Annotated in this window: 17 protein-coding genes; 12 read left to right on the forward strand and 5 right to left on the reverse strand. The window is 71.1% G+C overall.

Annotated features, from left to right (window positions below; genetic code table 11):
• Nucleotides 1-134: 134 nt before the first annotated feature.
• The gene (gene gabT, locus ACIQD6_RS34775) at nt 135-1,469 is read right to left on the reverse strand and encodes a 4-aminobutyrate--2-oxoglutarate transaminase (protein ID WP_401890660.1); all 1,335 of its coding nucleotides are present in this window, start codon (nt 1,467-1,469) and stop codon (nt 135-137) included.
• Between the two features lie 278 nt (nt 1,470-1,747).
• Between gabT and ACIQD6_RS34780 the strand changes: the two genes are divergently transcribed.
• The 5 genes from ACIQD6_RS34780 (at nt 1,748) to ACIQD6_RS34800 (ending at nt 10,883) form a co-directional block, all read left to right on the forward strand.
• The gene (locus tag ACIQD6_RS34780; protein WP_401890663.1) at nt 1,748-3,889 is read left to right on the forward strand and encodes an ATP-binding protein; all 2,142 of its coding nucleotides are present in this window, start codon (nt 1,748-1,750) and stop codon (nt 3,887-3,889) included.
• A 202-nt stretch (nt 3,890-4,091) separates the two neighbouring features.
• Nucleotides 4,092-5,717: a PucR family transcriptional regulator gene (locus ACIQD6_RS34785; RefSeq protein ID WP_401890665.1), complete on the forward strand. Its 1,626-nt coding sequence runs from the start codon at nt 4,092-4,094 to the stop codon at nt 5,715-5,717.
• A gap of 626 nt (nt 5,718-6,343) precedes the next feature.
• A complete protein-coding gene (locus ACIQD6_RS34790; protein ID WP_401890667.1) occupies nt 6,344-7,789 on the forward strand; it encodes an aldehyde dehydrogenase family protein in 1,446 nt (481 codons plus the stop codon).
• A gap of 252 nt (nt 7,790-8,041) precedes the next feature.
• Entirely contained in the window at nt 8,042-10,015 is a 1,974-nt protein-coding gene (locus tag ACIQD6_RS34795; RefSeq protein WP_401890670.1) for an acyl-CoA dehydrogenase family protein, read from the forward strand.
• 277 nt (nt 10,016-10,292) lie between these two features.
• Complete coding sequence (locus ACIQD6_RS34800) at nt 10,293-10,883, forward strand: hypothetical protein (RefSeq protein ID WP_401890673.1); 591 nt, start codon at nt 10,293-10,295, stop codon at nt 10,881-10,883.
• On the opposite strand, the gene ACIQD6_RS34805 is transcribed toward ACIQD6_RS34800, so the two are convergent.
• The gene (locus ACIQD6_RS34805; RefSeq protein ID WP_401890675.1) at nt 10,876-12,102 is read right to left on the reverse strand and encodes a glycoside hydrolase family 64 protein; all 1,227 of its coding nucleotides are present in this window, start codon (nt 12,100-12,102) and stop codon (nt 10,876-10,878) included. The two genes, ACIQD6_RS34800 and ACIQD6_RS34805, sit on opposite strands and share 8 nt — an antisense overlap.
• A gap of 353 nt (nt 12,103-12,455) precedes the next feature.
• Between ACIQD6_RS34805 and dxr the strand changes: the two genes are divergently transcribed.
• The 6 genes from dxr (at nt 12,456) to ACIQD6_RS34835 (ending at nt 19,845) form a co-directional block, all read left to right on the forward strand.
• Complete coding sequence (gene dxr / locus ACIQD6_RS34810; RefSeq protein WP_401890677.1) at nt 12,456-13,745, forward strand: 1-deoxy-D-xylulose-5-phosphate reductoisomerase; 1,290 nt, start codon at nt 12,456-12,458, stop codon at nt 13,743-13,745.
• Nucleotides 13,742-15,043: a M50 family metallopeptidase gene (locus ACIQD6_RS34815; RefSeq protein WP_401890680.1), complete on the forward strand. Its 1,302-nt coding sequence runs from the start codon at nt 13,742-13,744 to the stop codon at nt 15,041-15,043. The genes dxr and ACIQD6_RS34815 overlap by 4 nt, the downstream gene beginning before the upstream one ends.
• Nucleotides 15,044-15,285: 242 nt before the next feature.
• On the forward strand, nt 15,286-16,440 hold the full coding sequence (ispG, locus tag ACIQD6_RS34820) for a flavodoxin-dependent (E)-4-hydroxy-3-methylbut-2-enyl-diphosphate synthase (RefSeq protein WP_401890682.1): 1,155 nt from the start codon (nt 15,286-15,288) through the stop codon (nt 16,438-16,440).
• Nucleotides 16,441-16,633: 193 nt separating this feature from the next.
• The gene (locus tag ACIQD6_RS34825; RefSeq protein ID WP_401890685.1) at nt 16,634-17,479 is read left to right on the forward strand and encodes a GNAT family N-acetyltransferase; all 846 of its coding nucleotides are present in this window, start codon (nt 16,634-16,636) and stop codon (nt 17,477-17,479) included.
• 15 nt (nt 17,480-17,494) lie between these two features.
• On the forward strand, nt 17,495-18,064 hold the full coding sequence (locus tag ACIQD6_RS34830; RefSeq protein ID WP_401890686.1) for a GNAT family N-acetyltransferase: 570 nt from the start codon (nt 17,495-17,497) through the stop codon (nt 18,062-18,064).
• 89 nt (nt 18,065-18,153) lie between these two features.
• A complete protein-coding gene (locus ACIQD6_RS34835) occupies nt 18,154-19,845 on the forward strand; it encodes a proline--tRNA ligase (RefSeq protein WP_401890689.1) in 1,692 nt (563 codons plus the stop codon).
• Between the two features lie 115 nt (nt 19,846-19,960).
• Here the strand turns inward: ACIQD6_RS34835 and ACIQD6_RS34840 are convergent, their stop codons facing one another.
• Genes ACIQD6_RS34840 through ACIQD6_RS34850 form a run of 3 tightly spaced genes read right to left on the reverse strand, consistent with a single transcriptional unit; the run spans nt 19,961 to nt 21,866 of the window.
• Nucleotides 19,961-20,857, reverse strand: coding sequence for an aminoglycoside phosphotransferase family protein (locus ACIQD6_RS34840; RefSeq protein ID WP_401890691.1), 897 nt, complete (start codon nt 20,855-20,857; stop codon nt 19,961-19,963).
• A 32-nt stretch (nt 20,858-20,889) separates the two neighbouring features.
• Nucleotides 20,890-21,312: a ferritin-like domain-containing protein gene (locus tag ACIQD6_RS34845; protein WP_401890694.1), complete on the reverse strand. Its 423-nt coding sequence runs from the start codon at nt 21,310-21,312 to the stop codon at nt 20,890-20,892.
• Nucleotides 21,309-21,866 carry a hypothetical protein gene (locus ACIQD6_RS34850; RefSeq protein ID WP_401890696.1) on the reverse strand — a complete coding sequence of 186 codons (558 nt, stop codon included), beginning with the start codon at nt 21,864-21,866 and terminating at the stop codon, nt 21,309-21,311. Before ACIQD6_RS34850 ends, ACIQD6_RS34845 begins: the two co-directional genes overlap by 4 nt.
• A 121-nt stretch (nt 21,867-21,987) precedes the next feature.
• On the opposite strand from ACIQD6_RS34850, the gene rimP reads away from it, so the two are divergent.
• Nucleotides 21,988-22,485 carry a ribosome maturation factor RimP gene (gene rimP, locus ACIQD6_RS34855; protein ID WP_401890699.1) on the forward strand — a complete coding sequence of 166 codons (498 nt, stop codon included), beginning with the start codon at nt 21,988-21,990 and terminating at the stop codon, nt 22,483-22,485.
• Nucleotide 22,486: the final 1 nt, after the last annotated feature.

Here is a 22,486-nt window from a genome sequence, read left to right on the forward strand (position 1 = left end):
GGGGGGGGGGGGGGGGTTTGGGGGGGGGGGGGGGGGGGGGCCGGGGGGGGGGGGGGTGGGGGGCGGGGGGGGGGGGGCCCCCCCGGGCCGGGGGGGGGGGGCCCCCGGGGGGGGGGGGCGCCCCCGCCGCCGGCTCAGATGCCCGCGAGTGCCTGCTCGATGATGTCCAGGCCCTCGTTCAGCAGGTCCTCGCCGATCACCAGCGGCGGCAGGAAGCGCAGCACATTGCCGTACGTACCGCAGGTGAGGACCAGCAGGCCCTCCGCGTGGCACGCCTTGGCGAGCGCGGCGGTCGCCGCGGGGTTGGGCTCCTTGCTGTCCCGGTCCTTCACCAGCTCGACCGCGATCATCGCGCCGCGGCCGCGGATGTCGCCGATGATGTCGTACTTCTCCTGAAGCGCCGAGAGCCGGCCCTTCATGACCGTCTCGATGCGACGGGCCTTCGAGGCGAGATCCAGCTCCTTCATCGTCTCGATGGAGCCGAGCGCGGCGGCGCAGGCCACCGGGTTGCCGCCGTAGGTACCGCCGAGCCCGCCCGCGTGCGCGGCGTCCATGATCTCGGCGCGGCCGGTGACGGCGGCGAGCGGCAGGCCGCCCGCGATGCCCTTGGCCGTGGTGATCAGGTCCGGGACGACACCCTCGTCCTCGCACGCGAACCACTGGCCGGTGCGGCAGAAGCCGGACTGGATCTCGTCCGCCACGAACACGATCCCGTTGTCGTTCGCGAACTTCGCCAGCGCGGGCAGGAAGCCCTTCGCCGGCTCGATGAAGCCGCCCTCGCCGAGCACCGGCTCGATGATGATCGCGGCGACGTTCTCGGCGCCGACCTGCTTGCTGATCTGGTCGATGGCCTGGGCGGACGCCTCGGGGCCGCAGTTCTCGGGGCCGGTCGGCCAGCGGTAGCCGTAGGCGACCGGCACGCGGTAGACCTCCGGGGCGAACGGTCCGAAGCCGTTCTTGTACGGCATGTTCTTCGAGGTCAGCGCCATCGTGAGGTTCGTACGGCCGTGATAGCCGTGGTCGAACACGACGACCGCCTGGCGCTTGGTGTACGCACGCGCGATCTTCACGGCGTTCTCGACGGCCTCGGCGCCCGAGTTGAACAGGGCGGACTTCTTGGCGTGGTCGCCCGGGGTCAGCTCGGCGAGCCGCTCACAGACCTCGACGTACCCCTCGTACGGCGTGACCATGAAACAGGTGTGGGTGAAGTCGGCGAGCTGGGCGGAGGCACGGCGTACCACGGCCTCGGCGCTGGCGCCGACCGAGGTCACGGCGATCCCGGACCCGAAGTCGATGAGGCGGTTGCCGTCCACGTCCTCGATGACCCCGCCGTCGGCGCGGGCGGCGAAGACGGGCAGCACGGACCCCACACCACCGGCGACCGTGGCGGTACGGCGGGTCTGCAGCTCCCGCGACTTGGGGCCGGGAATGGCGGTGACGATGCGGCGCTCCTGCGGGATAGCGGTCATGAGGGGCTCCTGGGGGTGTTTCGAGGTCTTTCTCCGCAGGCTAGGGGCGCGGAAGGGGAGCGAGCATGCGCCGTTGGGGAGTGGTGGGGGCGTGTCGTTGTCCGTGGTGGACATGGCGCCGGAAGCGCCTCGCGCAGTCCGGGGCCGGCAGACGCCGGTGCGGAGGCAGCAACACCCCCGCGTGCGCGGGACGGTTGGGCCACCCGCTGATGTATTGCCCGCGCAATACATTAGGCGGGTACAACAAGGCGGACGGACTGCGCAGGGGGCAGGGATTCATGGACACCGACGGCACGCAGGACGCACGGGACGCACGCGCCACGCCTGTGCCGCGCCCGGCAGGGCCACCGCCTCCCATGCCGTCCTCGGCGCCTTTCGAGGCGCCCGCGGCTTCCGTACCGGCGCCCGGCCCTCCTCCCGCGCCGGAGCACGCGCCCTCCACCGGGCCCACGCTCCGCGAATGGCTGCACGTGCCCCGGATCGCGGACGCGCCGGGGACCTGGGCCTACGGGCACCGGCCACGGCCCCCGGAAGAACCGGAGCGTACGCCGACGCGGCAGCTGATCACAGGCGCCCTGATCTCGTTCCTGGCGGGCCTGCTGCTCTGGTCGCTGCTGTGGAACGGCTATCTCGGCAGCTTCTGGGTCTGGCCTCTCATAGTGCTCACGCCCGACTCCTGGCCCGGGACGGAGACCGGTGTCATGGCCGATCACGTCTACTCCGCGTTGGTGATCGGCATCATGGCGGTCGTCTTCGGACGGCTCGGCCGGTGGCCCGAGCTGGCCGGGCGCGTGGTGGGACGTGGCCCCGGAAGCCTGCCGAAGGAGACGCTCCCCCCGCCCCCGGAGCCCGAGGACGACCCCGCCGAGTGGCCCGAGCTGCGGGCGGCGGGGCAGGGCGATGTCGCCGCGCGGCTCGCGTCCGAGGTACGGGACGGCCGGATGAACGATGTCGACTACGCCAGGATCCGCCGCGCCTGGCACTCCGTACGGGCCGATCCCTCGCGGCTGACCGCGTTCGCCGAGGCCGTACGGGGCAACGGCGCCGCCGCCTGCGTCCACCCGTCGAACAAACGCGACCTGCCCGTCCGCGCGGCCCGGCACGACCTGTTCGTCCGGCAGGTCCGGCTCGGCACGGTCCACGACGGGGAGCGCACCCCGTATGCCCGTCGGGGCACCGGTCTCGCGCTGGATCCCGTCCTGCTGGGGACCTCGCTGCTGGCTGTCGGCCCGCCCGGAGCGGGCAAGACGCGCGCCCTCGTCCGGCCGGTCGTCGAGTCGCTCTCGCTCCAGGCGCTCGCGGGGCAGGCCGCCGTCATCGCCGTCTGCGCCAGCGGCACCCAGCTGGGCCCCGACGACGCCTATGACGTCGTCGTCGGGATCGGCCATCCGGAATCGGTGTACGACCTCGATCTGTACGGGGGCACGAACGACCCGGACGAGGCCGCCGCCGTACTCGCCGAGGGCCTTGTCGGCGACCTCACGGACACCGACAGCCGCCGGGCCACCACCGCGCTCGCCCAACTGCTCGGCCCGTTCCGTGCCGCGCACGGCCGACTGCCCGCCATACCGGAGCTGCGCGAGCTGCTCGACGGTGAGCCCACCGCGCTGGCCGCTCTGCGGGAGGCGCTCGACACCGACGGGCACCACTCCATGCGGCGTGAACTCGACGCGCGCGAACGGCAGTCGGGCGCGGCCGGAGACCCGGGGCGGGCGCTCGCCGACCGGGTCGCGCTGCTCGACCGGCCCGCGTTCACCGGTTTCTTCGACACCAGCGGCCGCACCCGGCCGTTCTCCCTGCGCTCCCTGGAACATCCGCTGCGGGTCCGTATCGACCTGCCCGAGCGCGGGCACGCGGAGGCCTCGCGGCTGCTGGCCCGGCTCGTCCTCGCCCAGTTCACGGCGAACGCGGCGGTACGGGCCGACCGTTCGCTCTTCGCCTGCCTCGTCCTGGACGACGCGACCCGCACGCTCACCGAGGAGACGCTGCGCGGTGTGCAACGGCTGCGTTCGGTGAACGCGGGCGCGGTGCTCACGTTGCGTACGCTCGATGACGTACCGGAGGCGCTGCATACGGCCCTGCTCGGGGCCGTCGGCTGCCGGATGGCCTTCTCCGGGATCACCACCTGGGACGGTAAGCGTTTCGCGGAGGCGTGGGGCACGGAGTGGGTGGAGACCCGGGACGTCACCCAGCGCACGGTCTTCGCCGACCAGCCACTCACCCGGGCCATCCACGCCTTCCGGAAACTGGTCACCGGCAAGGCCGTGACGACGGACGCGGTGACGGTACGGAAGGTCGAGCGCGAGCGTTGGTCGGCCTCCGAGCTGGCACATTCGGTACCGGCGGGACACGCGGTGCTGTCACTGCGGACGGTGGACGGCGAGCACGCACCGCCGCTGCTGGTGGACCTGCGGAACTGAACGGTCCGGCGGCCGGGCCGGGAGCCGGCCCGCCGCCGTGCCATGAGCCGGCGAGGGCTGAGCTGCCCGAGGGCGGCTCCGCGTACCTTTTTTCGTACAACCTGGCAGAATTAAGGGATGTCGTTCATACGGGACGGCGTACTGGGCCACGGCACTGTCCACGGCCCTGCCCCTGCGCTCCCGAAGGCCCTACGGTTCCACCATGCCGCCCACCCTCGCCTCGCTCATCCAGCATTCGGCGCTCCAACTCACCGTGCGCGCGGGGGAGGACCGGCTCCAGACTCCGGTGCGCTGGGTCCATGCCAGCGAGCTGGTCGACCCCGTGCCGTACATGGAGGGCGGCGAGCTGCTCCTGATCACGGCGACGACGCTGGACGCCGAGGACCCCGAGTCGATGAGCCGCTACGTACGGCGGCTGGTGGGCGCCGGGGTCGTCGGTCTCGGCTTCGCCGTCGGCGTGAACTACGGCGACATCCCCGAGGCGCTCGTCGAGGCGGCACGGGAGGCCGGTCTGCCGCTGCTGGGAGTGCCCCGGCGCACACCGTTCCTGGCGATCAGCAAGGCCGTATCGGCCGCGATCGCGGCCGACCAGTACCGCGCGGTGACCGCCGGGTTCGAAGCCCAGCGGGAACTGACCCGCGCGGCGCTCACGGACGGCCCCGCCGAACTGCTGGCCAGGCTCGCCGCGCATGTGGACGGCTGGGCGGCACTGTACGACGCGTCCGGCGCCGTCGTGGCCGTCGCGCCCGAGTGGGCGGCGCGGCGGGCGGCCCGGCTGACGGCCGACGTGGAGCGGCTTCGGGAGCGGACGGCACCGGCGAGCGCGGTGGTCGCGGGCGCGGACGACGAAGGCGACGGGGACTCGCACGACCGGGTGGAGCTCCAGTCCCTGGGCACCGGCAGACGGGTACGGGGAGCGCTGGCCGTCGGCACGGAGTCGGCCCTGGGCACAGCAGAGCGGTACGCGGTCCACTCGGCGGTCGCCCTGCTGACACTGACGACGGAACGGTCACGTGCCCTTCAGGAGGCGGAACAGCGGCTCGGCGCGGCGGTACTGCGCATGCTCCTGTCCGGGCAGCCGGACCACGCGCGCGCTGTGGCGGGCGATCTGTACGGCGGTCTGCTGGACGCGCCGTTCCGGCTGCTGATCGCGGAGTCGGCCGAGTCGTCGAGATCCGCACCGGATCCGGGGGCCGGATCCGACGCCAGGCCGGGGGCCGCGGCCGACCACCCGCTCCACGTGCTCGCCGAGGCGGTGGAGGCCGCAGCCGCGCGGGCCGGAGAGGCGGTGCTGGTGGTCCCCGACGGCGAGGGGCGGCTCACGGTGCTCGCGGCGGACGGCGGGGCGGTGGCACGGGAGGCCGGTGGATACGCGGCGCTGGACGCGGAAGAGATCGGAGCGGTCATCGGACTCTCCGCGCCGACCGGCCCGATCGCCACGGTGGGCGCGTACAAACAGGCCGAACAAGCGCTCTCGGTGGCGCGGCGGCGCGGCCGGGCACTGGTCGAGCACGAGGAACTGGCGGCGGGCTCGATCCTCCCGCTCCTCGCGGACGACGCGGTGCGCGCCTTCGCGGACGGCATGCTCCGCGCGCTGCGCGAACACGACGCGAAGGGCCGGGGCGACCTGGTCGCCTCGCTGCGGGCATGGCTGTCCCGGCACGGCCAGTGGGACGCGGCGGCGGCAGACCTGGGAGTCCACCGCCACACGCTGCGCTACCGCATGCGCAGGGTGGAGGAGATCCTGGGCCGCTCGCTGGATGACCCGGACGTACGGATGGAACTGTGGCTGGCCTTGAAGACGACGACACCGCCGCCAATGGGGTAGGCGGGGTGGGGTGCGGTGCGCCGTCCGGCGGGGGCGTGGGCGTGGGCCGTTGTGGTGCGGACCGGTTTTCGGGTGCGGGTTGTTGCCGGGTGCCGCTCCGGGGTCATGTCCTGCACTGCATGATTTACGGCGCGTGCGGACCGGATCCCGGCGTCCTGGTTGTTGTGCGCCACAAATCACGCTTTACGTTCCGGACACGACCCCTGCGCGGCCCCCTTCACCGCCTGCCACAGACCACCCCCGCCGGGCAGGCGGGCGGATGAGGTGTCCCACCGGGCCGCAGGCGGGGATCCGGCGGGAGGGGGTCGGGGTCGCAGGAGGTGACGTGTCCGGACGTAGAGCGTGATTTGTGCCGCTCGTGAACCCGCACCCGAAAAGCACGCCCGCACGCGGCGTAAATCATGCAGTCCGGACATGCGCCTCCGGAGGCCCTGGGCCCCGCACCCACCACGAACCCCACCCGCACCCCGCGCCCTGACGGAAGGCGCACCTCGTACGACAAAGCGGCGCACGCCCCCGGCCTCACCACTCCACCCCGGACAAACAATCCCCCGCCCCCACCCGCCTACCGTGGGACCAGACACCGACCAGACACCCCCATCTGCACGGAAGGGCCCGGACTCGTCATGACTTCCACCCACGCTTTCTGGCTCGCCGGCCGCCAGGCCACCGGCGAGGACACCCTCGACGTCACCTCACCCTGGGACGGCCGGCTCGTCGGCACCGTCTCCGTGCCGACCGACGACCAGGTGGAAGAGGCCGTCGCCGCCGCCCACGCCGTGGTCGACGAGTTCGCCGCGACGCCCGCGCACGTACGGGCCGCCGCCCTCGACCACGTCTCGCGCAGGCTCGTCGAGCGCACCGAGGAGATCGCTCGGCTGATCTCCGCCGAGAACGGCAAGCCGCTCAAGTGGGCCCGCGGCGAAGTCGGCCGCGCCGTCTCCGTGTTCCGTTTCGCCGCCGAGGAGGCCCGCCGTTTCAACGGTGGTGACGCCCAGCGTCTCGACACCGACGCCGGTGGCACCGGCCGGCTCGCCCTGACCCGCCGCTTCCCCCGTGGCGTCGTCCTCGGCATCGCGCCGTTCAACTTCCCGCTGAACCTCTGTGCCCACAAGATCGCACCCGCCATCGCCGTGGGCGCCCCGATCATCCTCAAGCCCGCCCCGGCGACCCCGCTCTCCGGCCTCGTCATCGGTGAGCTGCTGGCCGAGACCGAGCTGCCGGCCGGCGCCTGGTCCGTTCTGCCCGTGTCGAACGACCGGATGCCCGCCCTCGTACAGGACGAGCGGCTGCCGGTGATCTCCTTCACCGGCTCCGACAAGGTCGGCTACGCGATCATGGACTCCGTCCCGCGCAAGCACTGCACCCTCGAACTCGGCGGCAACGGCGCGGCCGTCGTCCTCGCGGACTACGCGAGCGAGAAGGACCTGGACTGGGCGGCGACCCGGATCGCCACCTTCTCGAACTACCAGGGTGGCCAGTCCTGCATCTCCGTGCAGCGCGTGATCGCGGACGCGTCGGTGTACGAACGCCTCGTCCCCAAGATCGTCGCCGCCGTCGAGGCCCAGGCCACCGGCGATCCCGCCGATGACGCGACCGATGTGGGCCCTCTCGTCAACGAGGACGCCGCCGTGCGCGTCGAGTCGTGGGTGGACGAGGCGGTGCGGGGTGGCGCCCAGCTGCTCACGGGTGGCAAGCGGGACGGCGCGACCTATGCGCCCACCGTCCTCGCCGAGGTTCCCGCCGAGGTCACGATCGCCCGCGAGGAGGTCTTCGGCCCGGTCCTCACGGTCCGCAGGGCCGAGGGCGAGACCGAGGCGTTCGAGGCCGTCAACGATTCCAAGTACGGCCTCCAGGCAGGTGTGTTCACGCACGACCTGAAGGCGGCCTTCCGTGCCCACCGCGCCCTGGAGGTCGGTGGCGTGATCGTCGGTGACGTCCCCTCGTACCGCGCCGACCAGATGCCGTACGGCGGCGTCAAGCAGTCCGGCGTCGGCCGCGAGGGCGTGCGCTTCGCGATGGACGACTACACCTACGAGCGGGTCCTGGTGTTCACGGGCATCGACCTGTAGGCACGCACCCCGCTCGGCGAAGCGGAAACGGGGCGCAGACAAACCACGGACGAAGCCAGACGAAGTACGAGGGCCGGAGCCCGCCGCCGCGCGGGCTCCGGCCCTCACTCGTACGGAAACGGACCCGCTGTCCGTACCGGAACAGTCCGCCCTACGACTGGTGCGGGCGGCAGGAATCGGGTAGATACGGACGAGTAGCACCAGCCGGTAAAACCACCGCTGGTCCCGACTCCGCGGCGAGGTGAGTTCCTCATGTCCGCCCCATCCGTACCTTCCGAAGCATCCGTACCGCAGGAACCGCACGGCACGCCCAAAGTCACCGAGCGCGAAGCGCGCCAGGTCGCCGAGGCCGCCCGGGAGCAGGGCTGGCGCAAGCCGAGCTTCGCCAAGGAGATGTTCCTCGGCCGCTTCCGTCTCGACCTCATCCATCCGCACCCGCTGCCCGCGGCCGACGACGTCAGGCGTGGCGAGGAGTTCCTGGCCGAGCTGCGCGTCTTCTGCGAGACGAGGATCGACGGCGCCCTGATCGAGCGCGAGGCCCGGATCCCCGACGAGGTGATCAACGGCCTCAAGGAACTGGGCGCGCTCGGTATGAAGATCGACACCAAGTACGGCGGGCTCGGTCTCACCCAGGTGTACTACAACAAGGCCCTGGCGCTCGTCGGCTCGGCCAATCCCGCCATCGGCGCGCTGCTCTCCGCCCATCAGTCGATCGGCGTACCCCAGCCGCTCAAGATCTTCGGCACCCAGGAGCAGAAGGACGCGTTTCTGCCGCGCCTGGCCCGTACCGACATCTCCGCGTTCCTGCTCACCGAGCCGGACGTGGGGTCCGACCCCGCCAGGCTGGCCACGACGGCCGTGCCGGACGGCGACGCGTACGTCCTCGACGGCGTGAAGCTGTGGACGACCAACGGCGTCGTCGCCGACCTGTTGGTGGTGATGGCCCGCGTCCCGAAGTCGGAGGGGAGCAAGGGCGGCATCACGGCGTTCGTCGTCGAGGCCGACTCCCCGGGCATCACGGTCGAGAACCGCAACGCCTTCATGGGCCTGCGCGGTCTGGAGAACGGCGTGACCCGCTTCCACCAGGTCCGCGTCCCCGCCGCGAACCGTATCGGGCCCGAGGGCGCGGGTCTCAAGATCGCCCTCACCACCCTCAACACCGGCCGTCTCTCCCTGCCCGCGATGTGCGTGGGCTCGGGCAAGTGGTGTCTGAAGATCGCCCGTGAGTGGTCGTCGGCGCGCGAGCAGTGGGGCAAGCCCGTCGCCCACCACGAGGCCGTGGGCGCGAAGATCTCGTTCATCGCCGCCACCACGTTCGCGCTGGAGGCGGTGGTCGACCTGTCCTCCCAGATGTCCGACGAGGACCGCAACGACATCCGCATCGAAGCGGCCCTGGCCAAGCTGTACGGCTCGGAGATGGGCTGGCTGATGGCCGACGAGCTGGTCCAGATCCGCGGCGGCCGCGGCTTCGAGACCGCGGATTCCCTGGCGGCCCGCGGCGAACGAGCCGTACCCGCCGAGCAGATGCTGCGCGACATGCGCATCAACCGCATCTTCGAGGGCTCGACCGAGATCATGCATCTGCTGATCGCCCGCGAGGCGGTCGACGCGCACCTCGCGGTGGCCGGAGACATCATCGATCCGGACAAGTCCTTCTCGGACAAGGCGAAGGCGGGTGCGCAGGCGGGCAAGTTCTACGCGCGCTGGCTGCCGAAGCTGGTCGCGGGTCCGGGCCAACTGCCGCGTTCGTACGGCGAGTTCCACCACGCAGGGCACCCGGACCTGTCACCGCATCTGCGGTACGTCGAACGGAACGCGCGCAAGCTCGCCCGCTCCACCTTCTACGCGATGTCGCGCTGGCAGGGCCGGATGGAGACCAAACAGGGCTTCCTGGGGCGGATCGTGGACATCGGCGCCGAGCTGTTCGCGATGAGCGCGGCCTGCGTACGGGCCGAACTGCTCCGTACGACCGGGGAGCACGGCCGTGAGGCGTACCAACTGGCCGATGTCTTCTGCCGGCAGGCCCGTATCCGGGTCGAGGAGCTTTTCAACCGGCTGTGGTCCAACACGGACGACCTGGACCACAAGGTGGTGAAGGGCGTTCTGGCCGGTGCGTACGAGTGGCTGGAGGAGGGGGTCGTCGACCCGAGCGGCGAGGGCCCCTGGATCGCGGACGCGACACCGGGGCCGTCCGCGCGGGAGAACGTGCACCGCCCGGTCCGGTGAGCTGCCGGACCGGTAGTTGACGGCCGGGCCGCGTCCGTACGGTGGACGGGGCCCGGCCGTCTTGCGTGCCCACCCCCGCGACGTCGCCCCCCAATTGCCGGTCGGGCTAAAGTGCGACGGTCGTACGTACAGGGGAGAGATCATCATGGCGACGCCGCCTCCGCCGGGCCCGTACCCGCCTCACGCGAGCAGCCCTCACTTCCCGGGCTTTCCACCGGGGCAGCCGCAGTACCAACAGCCCCCGCGGGGACAGCATCCGGCCGCCTTCGTCTGTGACGTGTGCGGTGCACAGCCCGCCGCGCAGGCGACGGTGCGCGGCCACGAGGGCATGATCATCGTGATGCGCTTCCTCAAGCGCGGCGGTTCCTTCTGCCGCACCTGCGGACTCGCCACCTACCGCCGGATGACCTCGGACACGCTGCTGGCCGGCTGGTGGGGGATCTTTTCCTTCTTCATCACCCCCGTCGTCGTGCTGTCCAATGTCCTGGGGGCACGCTCCCGGTTCCGTCAACTGCCTCCTCCGTACGGAGGGTGGCGCCCGCCGCTCGATCCCGGGAAGCGGCTGCTGCGCAGACTGCCGGTCCTGCTGATCCTGACGCCGATCGCGCTGGTGCTGCTCGCCTTTCCCACCCTCCTGGTGATCGGCCTGCTGGCCGGGGACGACGAGCCCGTCCGTGTCTCGGTCGGCGACTGTGTGGAGGGGCACCCGGAGGAGCCCGGCCAGAACATCGAAGCGGTGGGCTGCGACTCCGGCCGGGCCCAATACCGTGTCTCCGGCGGGGATTCGTGCGGGCCCACCGACTATCTGCTGTCGGTGGACCACTGGGCCGAAGGACAGTCCGGGCTGTGTCTCAGCCCCGTCAGCTGAACGGGTCGAGTGTGATGAACGCCTGCTGCGGGTTGCCGTCGTTCACCAGCGACTCGTAGTTGCCGACATCATCGAAGGCGAAGGCGTACGCCTTGCCGTCGGCCATCTGCTCGTGGATCTTCCGGGCGTACTGGTTGGTGACGGCGTCCTGGTAGAAGCTCCCCGCACTGGTGTCGGGCTGGTTGGGGTTCACCAGCAGCGTGGAACGGTTGTACCCGGCGCACAGGGTGCGCGAAATCGGCCCGCGCACCAGGTCGTTGGGCGCGTCCAGCAGCTTGTAGCAGCCGAAGACGCTGTCGGCGTCGGGCTTCTGGAACGAGGTGACGACCGCGCCCGCGCTGTTGGTGAAGTTCATGACGTTGCCGGAGACACGGCCGAAGTACTTGGTGCCCGGCTGGTCCCCGAACGGTGTCACCGTCAGTGTCGAGCTCGCGTACTTGCTCCACACGCGGTTGATGTAGTCGTTCATGACACCGGCCGGCAGGGCGCCGGACGCGATGCCGTGACCCGGGGCGAGAGCGCGCAGGATCGTGCCGTCGGAGCGGGTCTGGATCAGATTGCCCCAGCCGCCCGACTGCCCCCTGAGGGAGTTGAAGAAGCCGTTGTAGCCGCCTGGCTTGAGGTGGCCGGTGGTCTTGGTGCTGCCATTGGGGAGCTTGACGCCGACGGCGTACGGAGCCGAGAACATGTCGACCTGGGTGCTGTTGATCCACAGCCCGGCGTCGTTGAGCGTGTACTCGGTCCAGTTGAAGAGGATGTCGCGGTTCGGGTCGCTCGGGTTCTGCACGGCGGGCTGGACGAGACCGCCGGTGGTGAGTTTGAAGACCAGCTTCTGCCCGTACGAGAAATAGACCCGGCCGGAGAACTTCGGCATCCTGACCGTGATCGACTGCCCGTTCGCGGGCCCGGCGATCGACGCGTCGGGCGCGGGGGTCGGCGGATTGCCCCCGGCGGGCCAGGCGTGGAACGTGCCGTTCGCGTCGGCCCACCCCTGCCTGCCGGTCGAGAGCTGGGTCCCGATGTTGTAGATGTACACCGGGTCCGTGCGGCCGGACGAGTTCGAGATGGTCAGCGGAATGGTGTCGGGAACCGCGGCCCGGGCGGGGGCCGGAGCGCCGTCACCGGCGGGGGCGGCGGCCGCGGGGACGGCGGCCGTGAACCCGGTTGCGAAGATCACCGCGGCGGCCAGGGGCGCCAGTAACTTTCTTATGGCAGGCACGCATTCCTCCTGAACGTGGGGGGTTCTGAGAGCGCTCTCAGAATCGGGCCGGGAGGGGGGTGTGTCAATGAGTCGGCAGGGGTGGGTGAGACAGAGCGCCGTCGCCACGGCGCGGCTCACCGCCGTCTCCTTCGCCGACGGTCGGCGGATCGGCGGGAGCGGCCCCAGGATCAGGCCCCCAGGATCAGGCCCCCGGGACCCGGCCGGACCCCGCTCGATCCTCCGTGAACCCCCGCGCAGGGATGCGTAAACCCCCGCGCAGGGGCGTGCGAACCCCCGCACAGGGGCGCGCACAGTCGCACGCACAGGGGCGCGCTGTCCTCCGCGCTCGCGAATGAGGCAAGAATGGGGGCATGAGCGACAGCCCAGCCCCTCTCGCCGATCCGCATATCGCCTTCGATCCCATCGACGGCCGCCGGGACATCGTCGTCCTCGGCTCCACCGGGTCCATCGGCACGCAGGCCATCGACCTGGCCCTGCGCAACCCCGACCGCTTCCGTGTCACCGCCCTCTCCGCCGCCGGCGGCCGCGTGGAGCTCCTCGCCGAGCAGGCGCGGCGGCTGCGGGTCCGTACCGTCGCGGTCGCGCGCGAGGACACCGTGCCCGCGCTCCGGGAGGCGTTGCGGGAGCGGTACGGGACGGGCGAGCCGCTCCCCGAGATCCTCGCCGGTCCCGACGCCGCCACCGAACTCGCGGCCTCCGACTGTCACACCGTGCTCAACGGCATCACCGGTTCCATCGGCCTCGCCCCCACACTCGCCGCCCTCACCGCGGGCCGGACGCTCGCGCTCGCCAACAAGGAGTCGCTGATCGTCGGCGGCCCGCTGGTCAAGGCCGTGGCCGAGCCCGGCCAGATCATCCCCGTCGACTCCGAACACGCGGCGCTCTTCCAGGCGCTGGCCTCCGGCACCCGCGCCGATGTGCGCAAGCTGGTGGTGACCGCCTCCGGCGGACCGTTCCGGGGGCGTACGAAGGCCGAACTGGCCGGTGTCACCCCGCGGGAGGCGCTCGCGCACCCCACCTGGGCCATGGGCCCGGTGATCACGATCAACTCCGCGACCCTCGTCAACAAGGGGCTCGAAGTGATCGAGGCGCATCTGCTGTACGACATTCCCTTCGAACGCATTGAGGTAGTCGTACACCCTCAGTCGTATGTCCACTCGATGGTGGAATTCAGCGACGGTTCGACACTGGCCCAGGCGACCCCGCCCGACATGCGCGGGCCCATCGCCATCGGTCTCGGCTGGCCGCAGCGGGTGCCGGACGCCGCCCCCGCCTTCGACTGGACCAAGGCCTCGGCCTGGGAGTTCTTCCCGCTCGACGAGGAGGCGTTCCCGTCCGTGGGCCTCGCCCGGCACGTCGGAGCGCTCGGCGGTACGGCCCCCGCGGTGTTCAATGCCGCGAACGAGGAGTGCGTGGACGCGTTCCTGGCGGGCCGGCTGCCGTTCAACGGCATCATGGATACGGTCACCGAGGTCGTCGCGGAACACGACGCGGCGCTCGGCGCGGCGGACGGCCGGCCTCGTACGGGAACCTCGCTCACCGTGGCGGACGTCCTCGAAGCGGAGACCTGGGCCCGAGCCCGGGCCCGTGAAACGGCAGAGAAATTCGGCGAAGAACAGCCAGCGGAGGCTCGCGCATGACGATTCTGTTGACGGTCCTCGGCATCCTTGTGTTTGTCGCCGGGCTGCTCTTCTCCATCGCGTGGCACGAACTGGGCCATCTCTCCACGGCCAAGTTCTTCGGTATCCGCGTGCCCCAGTACATGGTCGGTTTCGGGCCGACCCTCTGGTCACGGAAGAGGGGCGATACGGAGTACGGGATCAAGGCCATCCCGTTCGGCGGCTACATCCGCATGATCGGGATGTTCCCGCCGGGACCCGACGGCCGGATCGAGGTGCGGTCCACCTCGCCGTGGCGCGGGATGATAGAGGACGCGCGTTCCGCCGCCTTCGAGGAACTGGAACCGGGCGACGAGGAACGGCTCTTCTACACGCGCAAGCCGTGGAAGCGCGTGATCGTGATGTTCGCGGGCCCGTTCATGAATCTCGTCCTCGCCGCCGTGATCTTCATCGGTGTGGCGATGAGCTTCGGTTTCCAGACCCAGACCACCCAGGTCGCCGGCGTACAGAAGTGTGTGATCTCGCAGAGCGAGAAGCGTGAGAAGTGCGAGAAGGGCGACCCCGTCTCGCCCGCCCAGGCGGCCGGACTCAAGGCCGGCGACAAGATCGTCGCCTTCAACGGCAAGCGCGTGGAGGACTGGAGCACGCTCTCCGGCCTCATCCGCGAGACGATCGGCCCGGCCACCCTCACCGTCGACCGCGACGGCACGCAGAAGGTCCTGCACGCCGAACTCGCCAAGAACATGGTGGCGCAGAAGGACTCCAAGGGAGAGGTCGTCCCGGACAAGTACGTCCCCGCCGGCTACCTCGGCTTCGCCGCCTCCACGGAGATCGTCCCGCTGTCCTTCCCGCAGTCCGTTGACCGGATGGGCACCATGATCGGGGACGGTGTCGAGTCGATCATCGCCCTCCCCTCCAAGATCCCCGACCTCTGGAGCGCGGCCATAGGGGACGGTCCGCGCAAGGACGACTCCCCGGTCGGCGTGGTCGGCGCGGCCCGTATCGGCGGCGAGGTGATGACGCTGGACATCCCGGCGCAGAACCAGATCGCGATGATGCTGTTCCTGCTCGCGGGCTTCAACCTCTCCCTGTTCCTCTTCAACATGCTGCCGCTGCTGCCCCTTGACGGCGGGCATGTCGCGGGAGCCCTGTGGGAGTCCCTGCGGCGCTCGCTGGCACGTCTGTTCAAGCGGCCCGATCCGGGCCCCTTCGATGTGGCGAAGCTGATGCCGGTCGCGTATGTCGTCGCGGGGATCTTCATCTGCTTCACCCTGCTCGTCCTGGTCGCCGACGTGTTCAACCCCGTCAAGATCAGCTGATTCCGCGGGCTCGGCCGATTCCGCCGAGTCTGCCGATTGTGCTGAATCCGCTGGTTCGACCGATTCAGTTGATTCGGTTGATTCGACCTCTGTCGGCGGCCGGACATGAAAAGTGTCCGGCCGCTGACTTTTGGATGGACTTGAGGTGGGGATGTGCTCGGTCCGCGCGTCGTGGCGTAATCTCGGGTGCTGAAGCCCGCCGATCTCGGGACCTTGATCCATACCTTGGGGTTGCACTGCAGATGACTGCGATTTCTCTCGGAATGCCATCCGTTCCGACGAAGCTCGCCGACCGGAGGGTCAGCCGGCAGATCCAGGTCGGGACCGTGGCGGTCGGTGGGGACGCGCCGGTATCGGTGCAGTCGATGACCACGACGCGTACGTCGGACATCGGCGCGACACTCCAGCAGATCGCGGAACTGACCGCGTCGGGCTGCCAGATCGTACGGGTCGCGTGCCCGACGCAGGATGACGCGGACGCGCTGGCGACCATCGCGCGCAAGTCGCAGATCCCGGTGATCGCGGATATCCACTTCCAGCCGAAGTACGTGTTCGCGGCGATCGACGCGGGCTGCGCGGCGGTGCGGGTGAACCCGGGCAACATCAAGCAGTTCGACGACAAGGTGAAGGAGATCGCCAAGGCGGCTCTGGCGACCGGCACCCCCATCCGGATCGGGGTGAACGCGGGGTCGCTGGACGCGCGGCTGCTGGCGAAGTACGGCAAGGCCACCCCCGAGGCGCTCGTGGAGTCGGCGCTGTGGGAGGCGTCGCTGTTCGAGGAGCACGGCTTCCGGGACATCAAGATCTCGGTGAAGCACAACGACCCGGTGGTCATGGTCAACGCGTACCGCCAGCTGGCGGCGCAGAGCGACTACCCGCTGCACCTCGGCGTCACCGAGGCCGGTCCGGCGTTCCAGGGCACCATCAAGTCCGCGGTCGCCTTCGGCGCGCTGCTCAGCGAAGGCATCGGCGACACCATCCGGGTCTCGCTGTCCGCCCCGCCGGTCGAGGAGGTCAAGGTCGGCCTCCAGATCCTGGAGTCGCTCAACCTGAAGCCGCGCCGGCTGGAGATCGTCTCCTGCCCGTCCTGCGGCCGCGCTCAGGTGGACGTCTACAAGCTGGCCGACGAGGTGACGGCGGGCCTCGAAGGCATGGAGGTCCCGCTGCGGGTCGCCGTCATGGGCTGTGTCGTGAACGGACCGGGCGAGGCCCGCGAGGCCGACCTCGGCGTGGCCTCGGGCAACGGCAAGGGGCAGATCTTCGTGAAGGGCGAGGTCATCAAGACCGTCCCGGAGTCGAAGATCGTCGAGACGCTCATCGACGAGGCCATGAAGATCGCCGAGCAGATGGAGAAGGACGGCATCGCCTCGGGCGAGCCGCAGGTCTCCATCAGCTGACTCGGCAGCGCGCGCTCTCCCGAGCCCTTCCGATCTCCTGAGTCCTTCCGGGCTCTCCAGGAGATCGCTGGGCCGCGTATCCGTGAACGGGTCCCCCGGCCGTCGGCCGGGGGACCCGCTGCTGTGTGGGGCACGGCGCGGAACTGACAGGTACAGTGCGGAGAATCAGCAGACCGTATGGTGAGGCACCCTCGTGTTGACGCAGACCACCACTCGGGTCCTCGAACCCGGCGAACTCGGCGCCGCGCTCGCAGTCCTGGAGAGCGACCCCGTCGCCAATGCCTTCGTGGCGGCCCGTGTACAGGTCGCCGGGCTCGACCCCTGGCGCCTCGGCGGCGAGATGTGGGGCTGGTACGCGGACGGGCGGCTGCGCTCGCTCTGCTACTCCGGCGCCAACCTCGTCCCCATCTGCGCCACCCCCGAGGCCGTGCGCGCCTTCGCCGACCGTGCCCGCAGGACCGGCCGCCGCTGCTCCTCGATCGTCGGCCCGGCCGAGCCCACGGCGTACCTGTGGCAGCTGCTGGAACCCAGCTGGGGTCCCGCCCGTGAGGTCCGCGGCAACCAGCCGCTGATGGTCACCGAGAAACTCCCCGCCACTGTCGCCCCCGACCCCTTCGTCCGCCGGATCCGCAAGGACGAACTCGAAACGATCATGCCCGCCTGCGTGGCGATGTTCACCGAGGAGGTCGGCGTCTCGCCGCTCGCGGGCGACGGCGGGCTGCTCTACCAGGCGCGCGTGGCCGAACTGGTCGGCGCGGGACGGTCGTTCGCCCGTATCGAGGACGGCCGGGTGCTGTTCAAGGCCGAGATCGGCGCGGCCACCCCGCAGGCCTGCCAGATCCAGGGCGTCTGGGTCGATCCCGCACACCGCGGCCGGGGCCTGTCCGAAGCGGGCATGGCGGCGGTCGTACGGTACGCGCTCGCCGATGTCGCGCCCGTGGTGAGCCTGTACGTGAACGACTACAACACCCCGGCGAGGGCCGCGTACCGCCGCGTCGGCTTCCGTGAAGTGGGCGCCTTCATGAGCGTGCTCTTCTGAAAGTAGGGTTCGGCCATGCTGAGCATCCCCGGAGACACCCCCCGGACCCCCGACGTACACGTAGGGCCGCTCGACCTCCCCGCACGCGTCGACGAGGCACTCGCCGTGCAGGCCCTCGCCTTCGGGCTCAGCGACGACGAGATGGAGGTACGCCGCCACATCGTGCTCCGGCACGGCATGTACGCGGGCTGCCGCGCGCTCGGCGCCACCACCGGCGAAGGACGGCTCGTCGCCTTCGTGTACGGCATGCCGAACGACCGCTCCCACTGGTGGTCCACCGTCGTCGAGCCGTATCTGCGCGGCACCGGCACCGACGACTGGCTCGACGGATCCTTCGTGATCACCGAACTGCACGTCCACCCCGCGTACCAGGCGCGCGGTATCGGCCGCACCCTGATCACCGCGATCACGGACGCCGTCGAACAGCCGCGGTCGATCCTGTCCGCGATCGACATCGAGAGCCCGGCCCGGCGGCTGTACCGCGCCCTCGGGTACGAGGACCTCGCCCGCCGGGTCCAGTTCCCGAGCGCGCCCAAGCCGTACGCCGTGATGGGCGCCCCGCTGCCGCTGCGCAGGGCCCGCTGAGCCGGTGGGACGGCGTTACTGATTTCCGCCTGCCCGTACACCCCGGCTAACCTCCAGGCATCAGCCGAGAGAACGCAGGAGTGCTCCCCATGTCCCAGGTCCAGCGCATGTCCCGTTTGATGGTCAAGACATTGCGCGAGAGCCCGGCGGACGCCGAGACCCTCAGCCACCAGCTGCTCGTCCGCGCGGGCTATGTCCGCCGTACGTCCGCCGGCATCTGGAGCTGGCTCCCGCTGGGCAAGAAGGTGCTCGACAACATCTCGCGCGTCGTCCGCGAGGAGATGGACGCCATCGGCGGACAGGAAGTACTGCTGCCCGCGCTGCTGCCCCGGGAGCCGTACGAGGCCAGCGGCCGCTGGGAGGAGTACGGCGACCTGCTGTTCCGCCTCAAGGACCGCAAGGGCGCCGACTACCTGCTGGGCCCGACGCACGAGGAGATCTTCACCCAGGTCGTCAAGGACCAGTGCACGTCCTACAAGGACCTGCCGGTGATGCTCTACCAGATCCAGACGAAGTACCGCGACGAGGCCAGGCCGCGCTCCGGCGTGCTGCGCGGCCGCGAGTTCCAGATGAAGGACTCGTACTCCTTCGACACCACGGACGAGGGCCTGGCCGAGTCGTACGCGCTGCACCGCGCCGCGTACCAGAAGATCTTCGCCCGTCTCGGCCTCGACTTCCGGATCGTCTCCGCGGTCTCCGGTGCGATGGGCGGCTCGGCGTCGGAGGAGTTCCTGGCACCCGCCGCGGCGGGCGAGGACACCTTCGTGGACTGCCCGAACTGCGACTACGCGGCCAACACGGAGGCGGTCACCTTCGCCGCCCCGGCGGCCGACACCACCGGGCACGGCCCCGTCGAGGAGCTGGACACCCCCGACACCCCGACCATCGAGACGCTCGCCGCGCACCTCGGGGTGCCGGCCTCCGCGACCCTGAAGAACCTGCTCGTCAAGGTCGACGGCGAGATCACCGCGGTCGGCGTCCCGGGCGACCGCGAGGTGGACCTCGGCAAGCTCGGCGAGCACCTCGCGCCCGCCGTGGTGGAGCTGGTGACGGCCGAGGACTTCGAGGAGCGCCCCGATCTCGTACGGGGCTACGTCGGCCCCCAGGGCCTCAAGATCCGCTACATCGCGGACCCGCGCGTGGCGGCCGGCACGGCCTGGGTCACCGGCGCCAACAAGCCCGACACCCACGCGCGCAACGTGGTGTGCGGGCGGGACTTCGAGGTCGACGACTACCTGGACGTGGTCGTCGTCGAAGAGGGCGACCCGTGCCCCGCGTGCGGCGCCGGCCTCAAGCTCGACCGCGCGATCGAGATCGGCCACATCTTCCAGCTCGGCCGCAAGTACGCCGACACCTTCCAGCTGGACGTCCTCGGGCAGCAGGGCAAGCCGGTCCGCGTGACCATGGGCTCGTACGGCATCGGCGTCTCGCGCGCCGTGGCCGCCCTGGCCGAGCAGACCGCCGACGAGCAGGGGCTGTGCTGGCCCCAGGAGATCGCCCCGGCCGACGTCCATGTCGTCGCGGCGGGCAAGGCGCTCCAGACGGAACTGGCGCTGGACGTCTCCGAGCAGCTCTCGGCGGCCGGTCTGCGCGTGCTGGTCGACGAGCGCGCCGGGGTCTCCCCGGGCGTGAAGTTCACCGACGCCGAGCTGCTCGGCGTCCCGCACATCCTGGTGGCCGGCCGCCGGTCCGCCGAAGGGGTCGTGGAGCTGAAGAACCGCCGTACGGGGGAGCGCGAGGAACTGACGGTCGCGGAGGCGCTCGCGCGCCTGACAGCCTGACGACCCGCGGTTGACCGTCGCGATTGACGGCCGCGGTTGACGGCAGTGGTTGACGGTACGAGCCCCGCGCACGGTGTGCGCGGGGCTCACGTTCGCCACAGGGAGTGTGGCCGCCCTACAGCCAGCTCGCGAACTCCAGCAGCAGTTCCGCGCTCTGGCGGCGGCCCGCCGCCAGAGCGCGGGCGCCCGACTCCACCGCGCGGAAGAGGGTCCAGCCGTGCAGGCGTTCGCGGTCCAGGTCCAGCGAGTCGGCGAGTTTGTTGACGCGGCGGCGGGCCGACGAGGCGCCCGAGTCCGCGGCCACCAAGTCCTCCACCCGGTCGCGGACCAGCCGGGCCAGGTCGTAGGCGCGCTCTCCGACCAGTGGTTCCGGGCCGACCGCCAGCCAAGGCGCGCGGTCGCCCGCGAGCACCTTGCCCTGGCGGAAGGCCCCGTGCAGGAGCAGCGATTCGGAGGACGACGCGCAGAGTTCGTCGCGCGCGGTGAGCGCGGCGGAGACGAGGGGCGCGAGGCTCTCGTCGGCCGCCGTCGCCCGCAGGGCCCCGGCCTGCCGGGCGGTTCGTTCGGTCACCGTCTCGAAGCCGTGGCCCACCGGCGGGTCGACCCACAGCCGGCGTGCCGTACCCGCCGCTTCGAGCAGGGCCTTCGCCTCGGGCAGGGAACGCAACGACATCTCGGGATGCAGACGCTCCAGCAGCATCGCGTCGTCGCCGGTGTCGAGGACCTCCGCCGCGCCCCAGCCCTTCCAGTGAGCCAGTGCCGCCCGCTCCGGGCCGGGGGCGGCGAACGGCGGGGCGATCTTGAGCGTGGCGGGGGAGCCGTCGGGCCGCCGTACGAGCACCACCAGACTGCTCCGGCCGCCCGGCACGACCACCCGCTCGACCTCCAGCTGCCGCCGGGCGACCGCTTCCTCGGCGTGGACGGGCAGCTGTCCCAGCCACTCAGCGGCCGCGGTGTCCCCGTACTTCTCGCCGAGCGTGCGCATCAGACGCTGCGGCGGTTCGAAAGCCATACGTGAGTGATTCCCTTTCCCGGCTCATGAGCTCACCCGCGCTCGGCAAGCCCAGGAAAGGCTACGCCGGTCCCGCGCCAGCGCACGGCGCGTACCGCCGCCTCGCGCAGCGCACCCGCCGCCTCCCGGCGCAGGCTGCCTTCCGAAGCCCGTACGAGATCCGCGTAGACGGCGGCGACCCGGTCCTCCAGGTCGGCGGCGAGCCGTACGGCCGCGGCGGAGTCCGGTACCGCGAACGGCAGGCCGTACGCGGCCTTCGCGGCGGCCGGTTTCCCGCCCAGGTCGCGCACGGTCCGCACCAGCGCGTCGCGGCGGGCGCGGTGCGCGTCGTACGCGGTGCCGGCCTCGCCACGGCGGGCGGCGCCGACCCGGCCGCCGACGACTCCGTACCCGTACACGACGGCATGCTCAGCGGCGAGCGCCGCCTGCGCGGCGTCCAGCGCATCGGTGCTCACGAGCGGGGTCCTTCCGTCAGCAGGTAGGCGTGGGCGGCGCTCGCCGCCGCGACGGAGGCCAGCAGCCGGGCCAGTTCCGGCGGCGCCTCCATGAGGGCGGCGGTGTGGGCGTCGGCGGTACGGCGCTCCGCGGCGGCCAGCGCCTTGAGCGCCTGGGCCGGATCGGCGGCGACCGCCGGTGAGCCGGGGGCCGCGGCCGTGACGGAGGCGGACGGTGCGGCGGAGGACGGGTTCGTGGACTTACGTGTTCTGGGGGCGAGCGCCGCCATCTGCCGCGCCACGGCCGCCCGTAGCGGGGCGAGTCGGGTCTTCTGCCCGGGGTGCCGCTCCAGCACCGCGTCGTACTGAGCCAGTAACTTCCGGCTGGTTCCCGCGGAACGGATCCGCAGCGCGCTCTCCGCCCGGGCAGCGGCCTCCGAGCCCGGCCCGTCGGCGGAGTCGGAGGAACAGGCGGTCAACAGACCGGCGGCCGTGGCACTCGCGGCCGTGAGCACACGCCTGCGTGTCGTCCCCGTGTGCCCCACGTGTCTCTCCTCGGCCGTAGAGATGATCATCGCAGGCGAGCGTACCCGCGGGTCACCCGCAGGTGGGCGGCAACACCCCTTCGGACCGGATACCCTTTGATCTGACACACGACGATCCCACAACAGCACACGCGGCCGAGGAGTCACCCGGATGAGCACCACCCAGAGCGAAAGGCTGCGCGGACTGCTGGAACCGCTCGTCAGCGCGAAGGACCTGGATCTGGAAGAGGTCGAGGTGTCCCGGGCAGGCAGGCGTCGCGTGCTGCGAGTCGTGGTGGATTCCGACGAGGGCGTGGACCTCGACGCGTGTGCCGAGCTGAGCCGCACCATCTCCGAGAAGCTCGACGAGACGGACGCGATGGGCGAGGACGAATACCAGCTCGAAGTGACCTCCCCGGGGGCGGAGCGCCCGCTGACCGAGCGCCGCCACTACCTGCGCGCCGTCGGCCGGCTGGCCCGGATCCAACTGCACGAGGGTGACGAGCTGGTGGCCCGCATCCTCACCGTGGACGACGAAGGCCTCGATCTCGAAGTGCCGGGCGTGAAGGGGCGCAAGCCCACCGCCCGCCGGGTCGAGTTCGCCGCGATCGCCAAGGCGCGCGTCGAGATCGAGTTCAACCGCAAGGACAAGAAGGAAGAGGAGGCGTAGC

It is taken from the genome of Streptomyces sp. NPDC088400, from assembly GCF_044753355.1.
Lineage (GTDB): Bacteria > Actinomycetota > Actinomycetes > Streptomycetales > Streptomycetaceae > Streptomyces.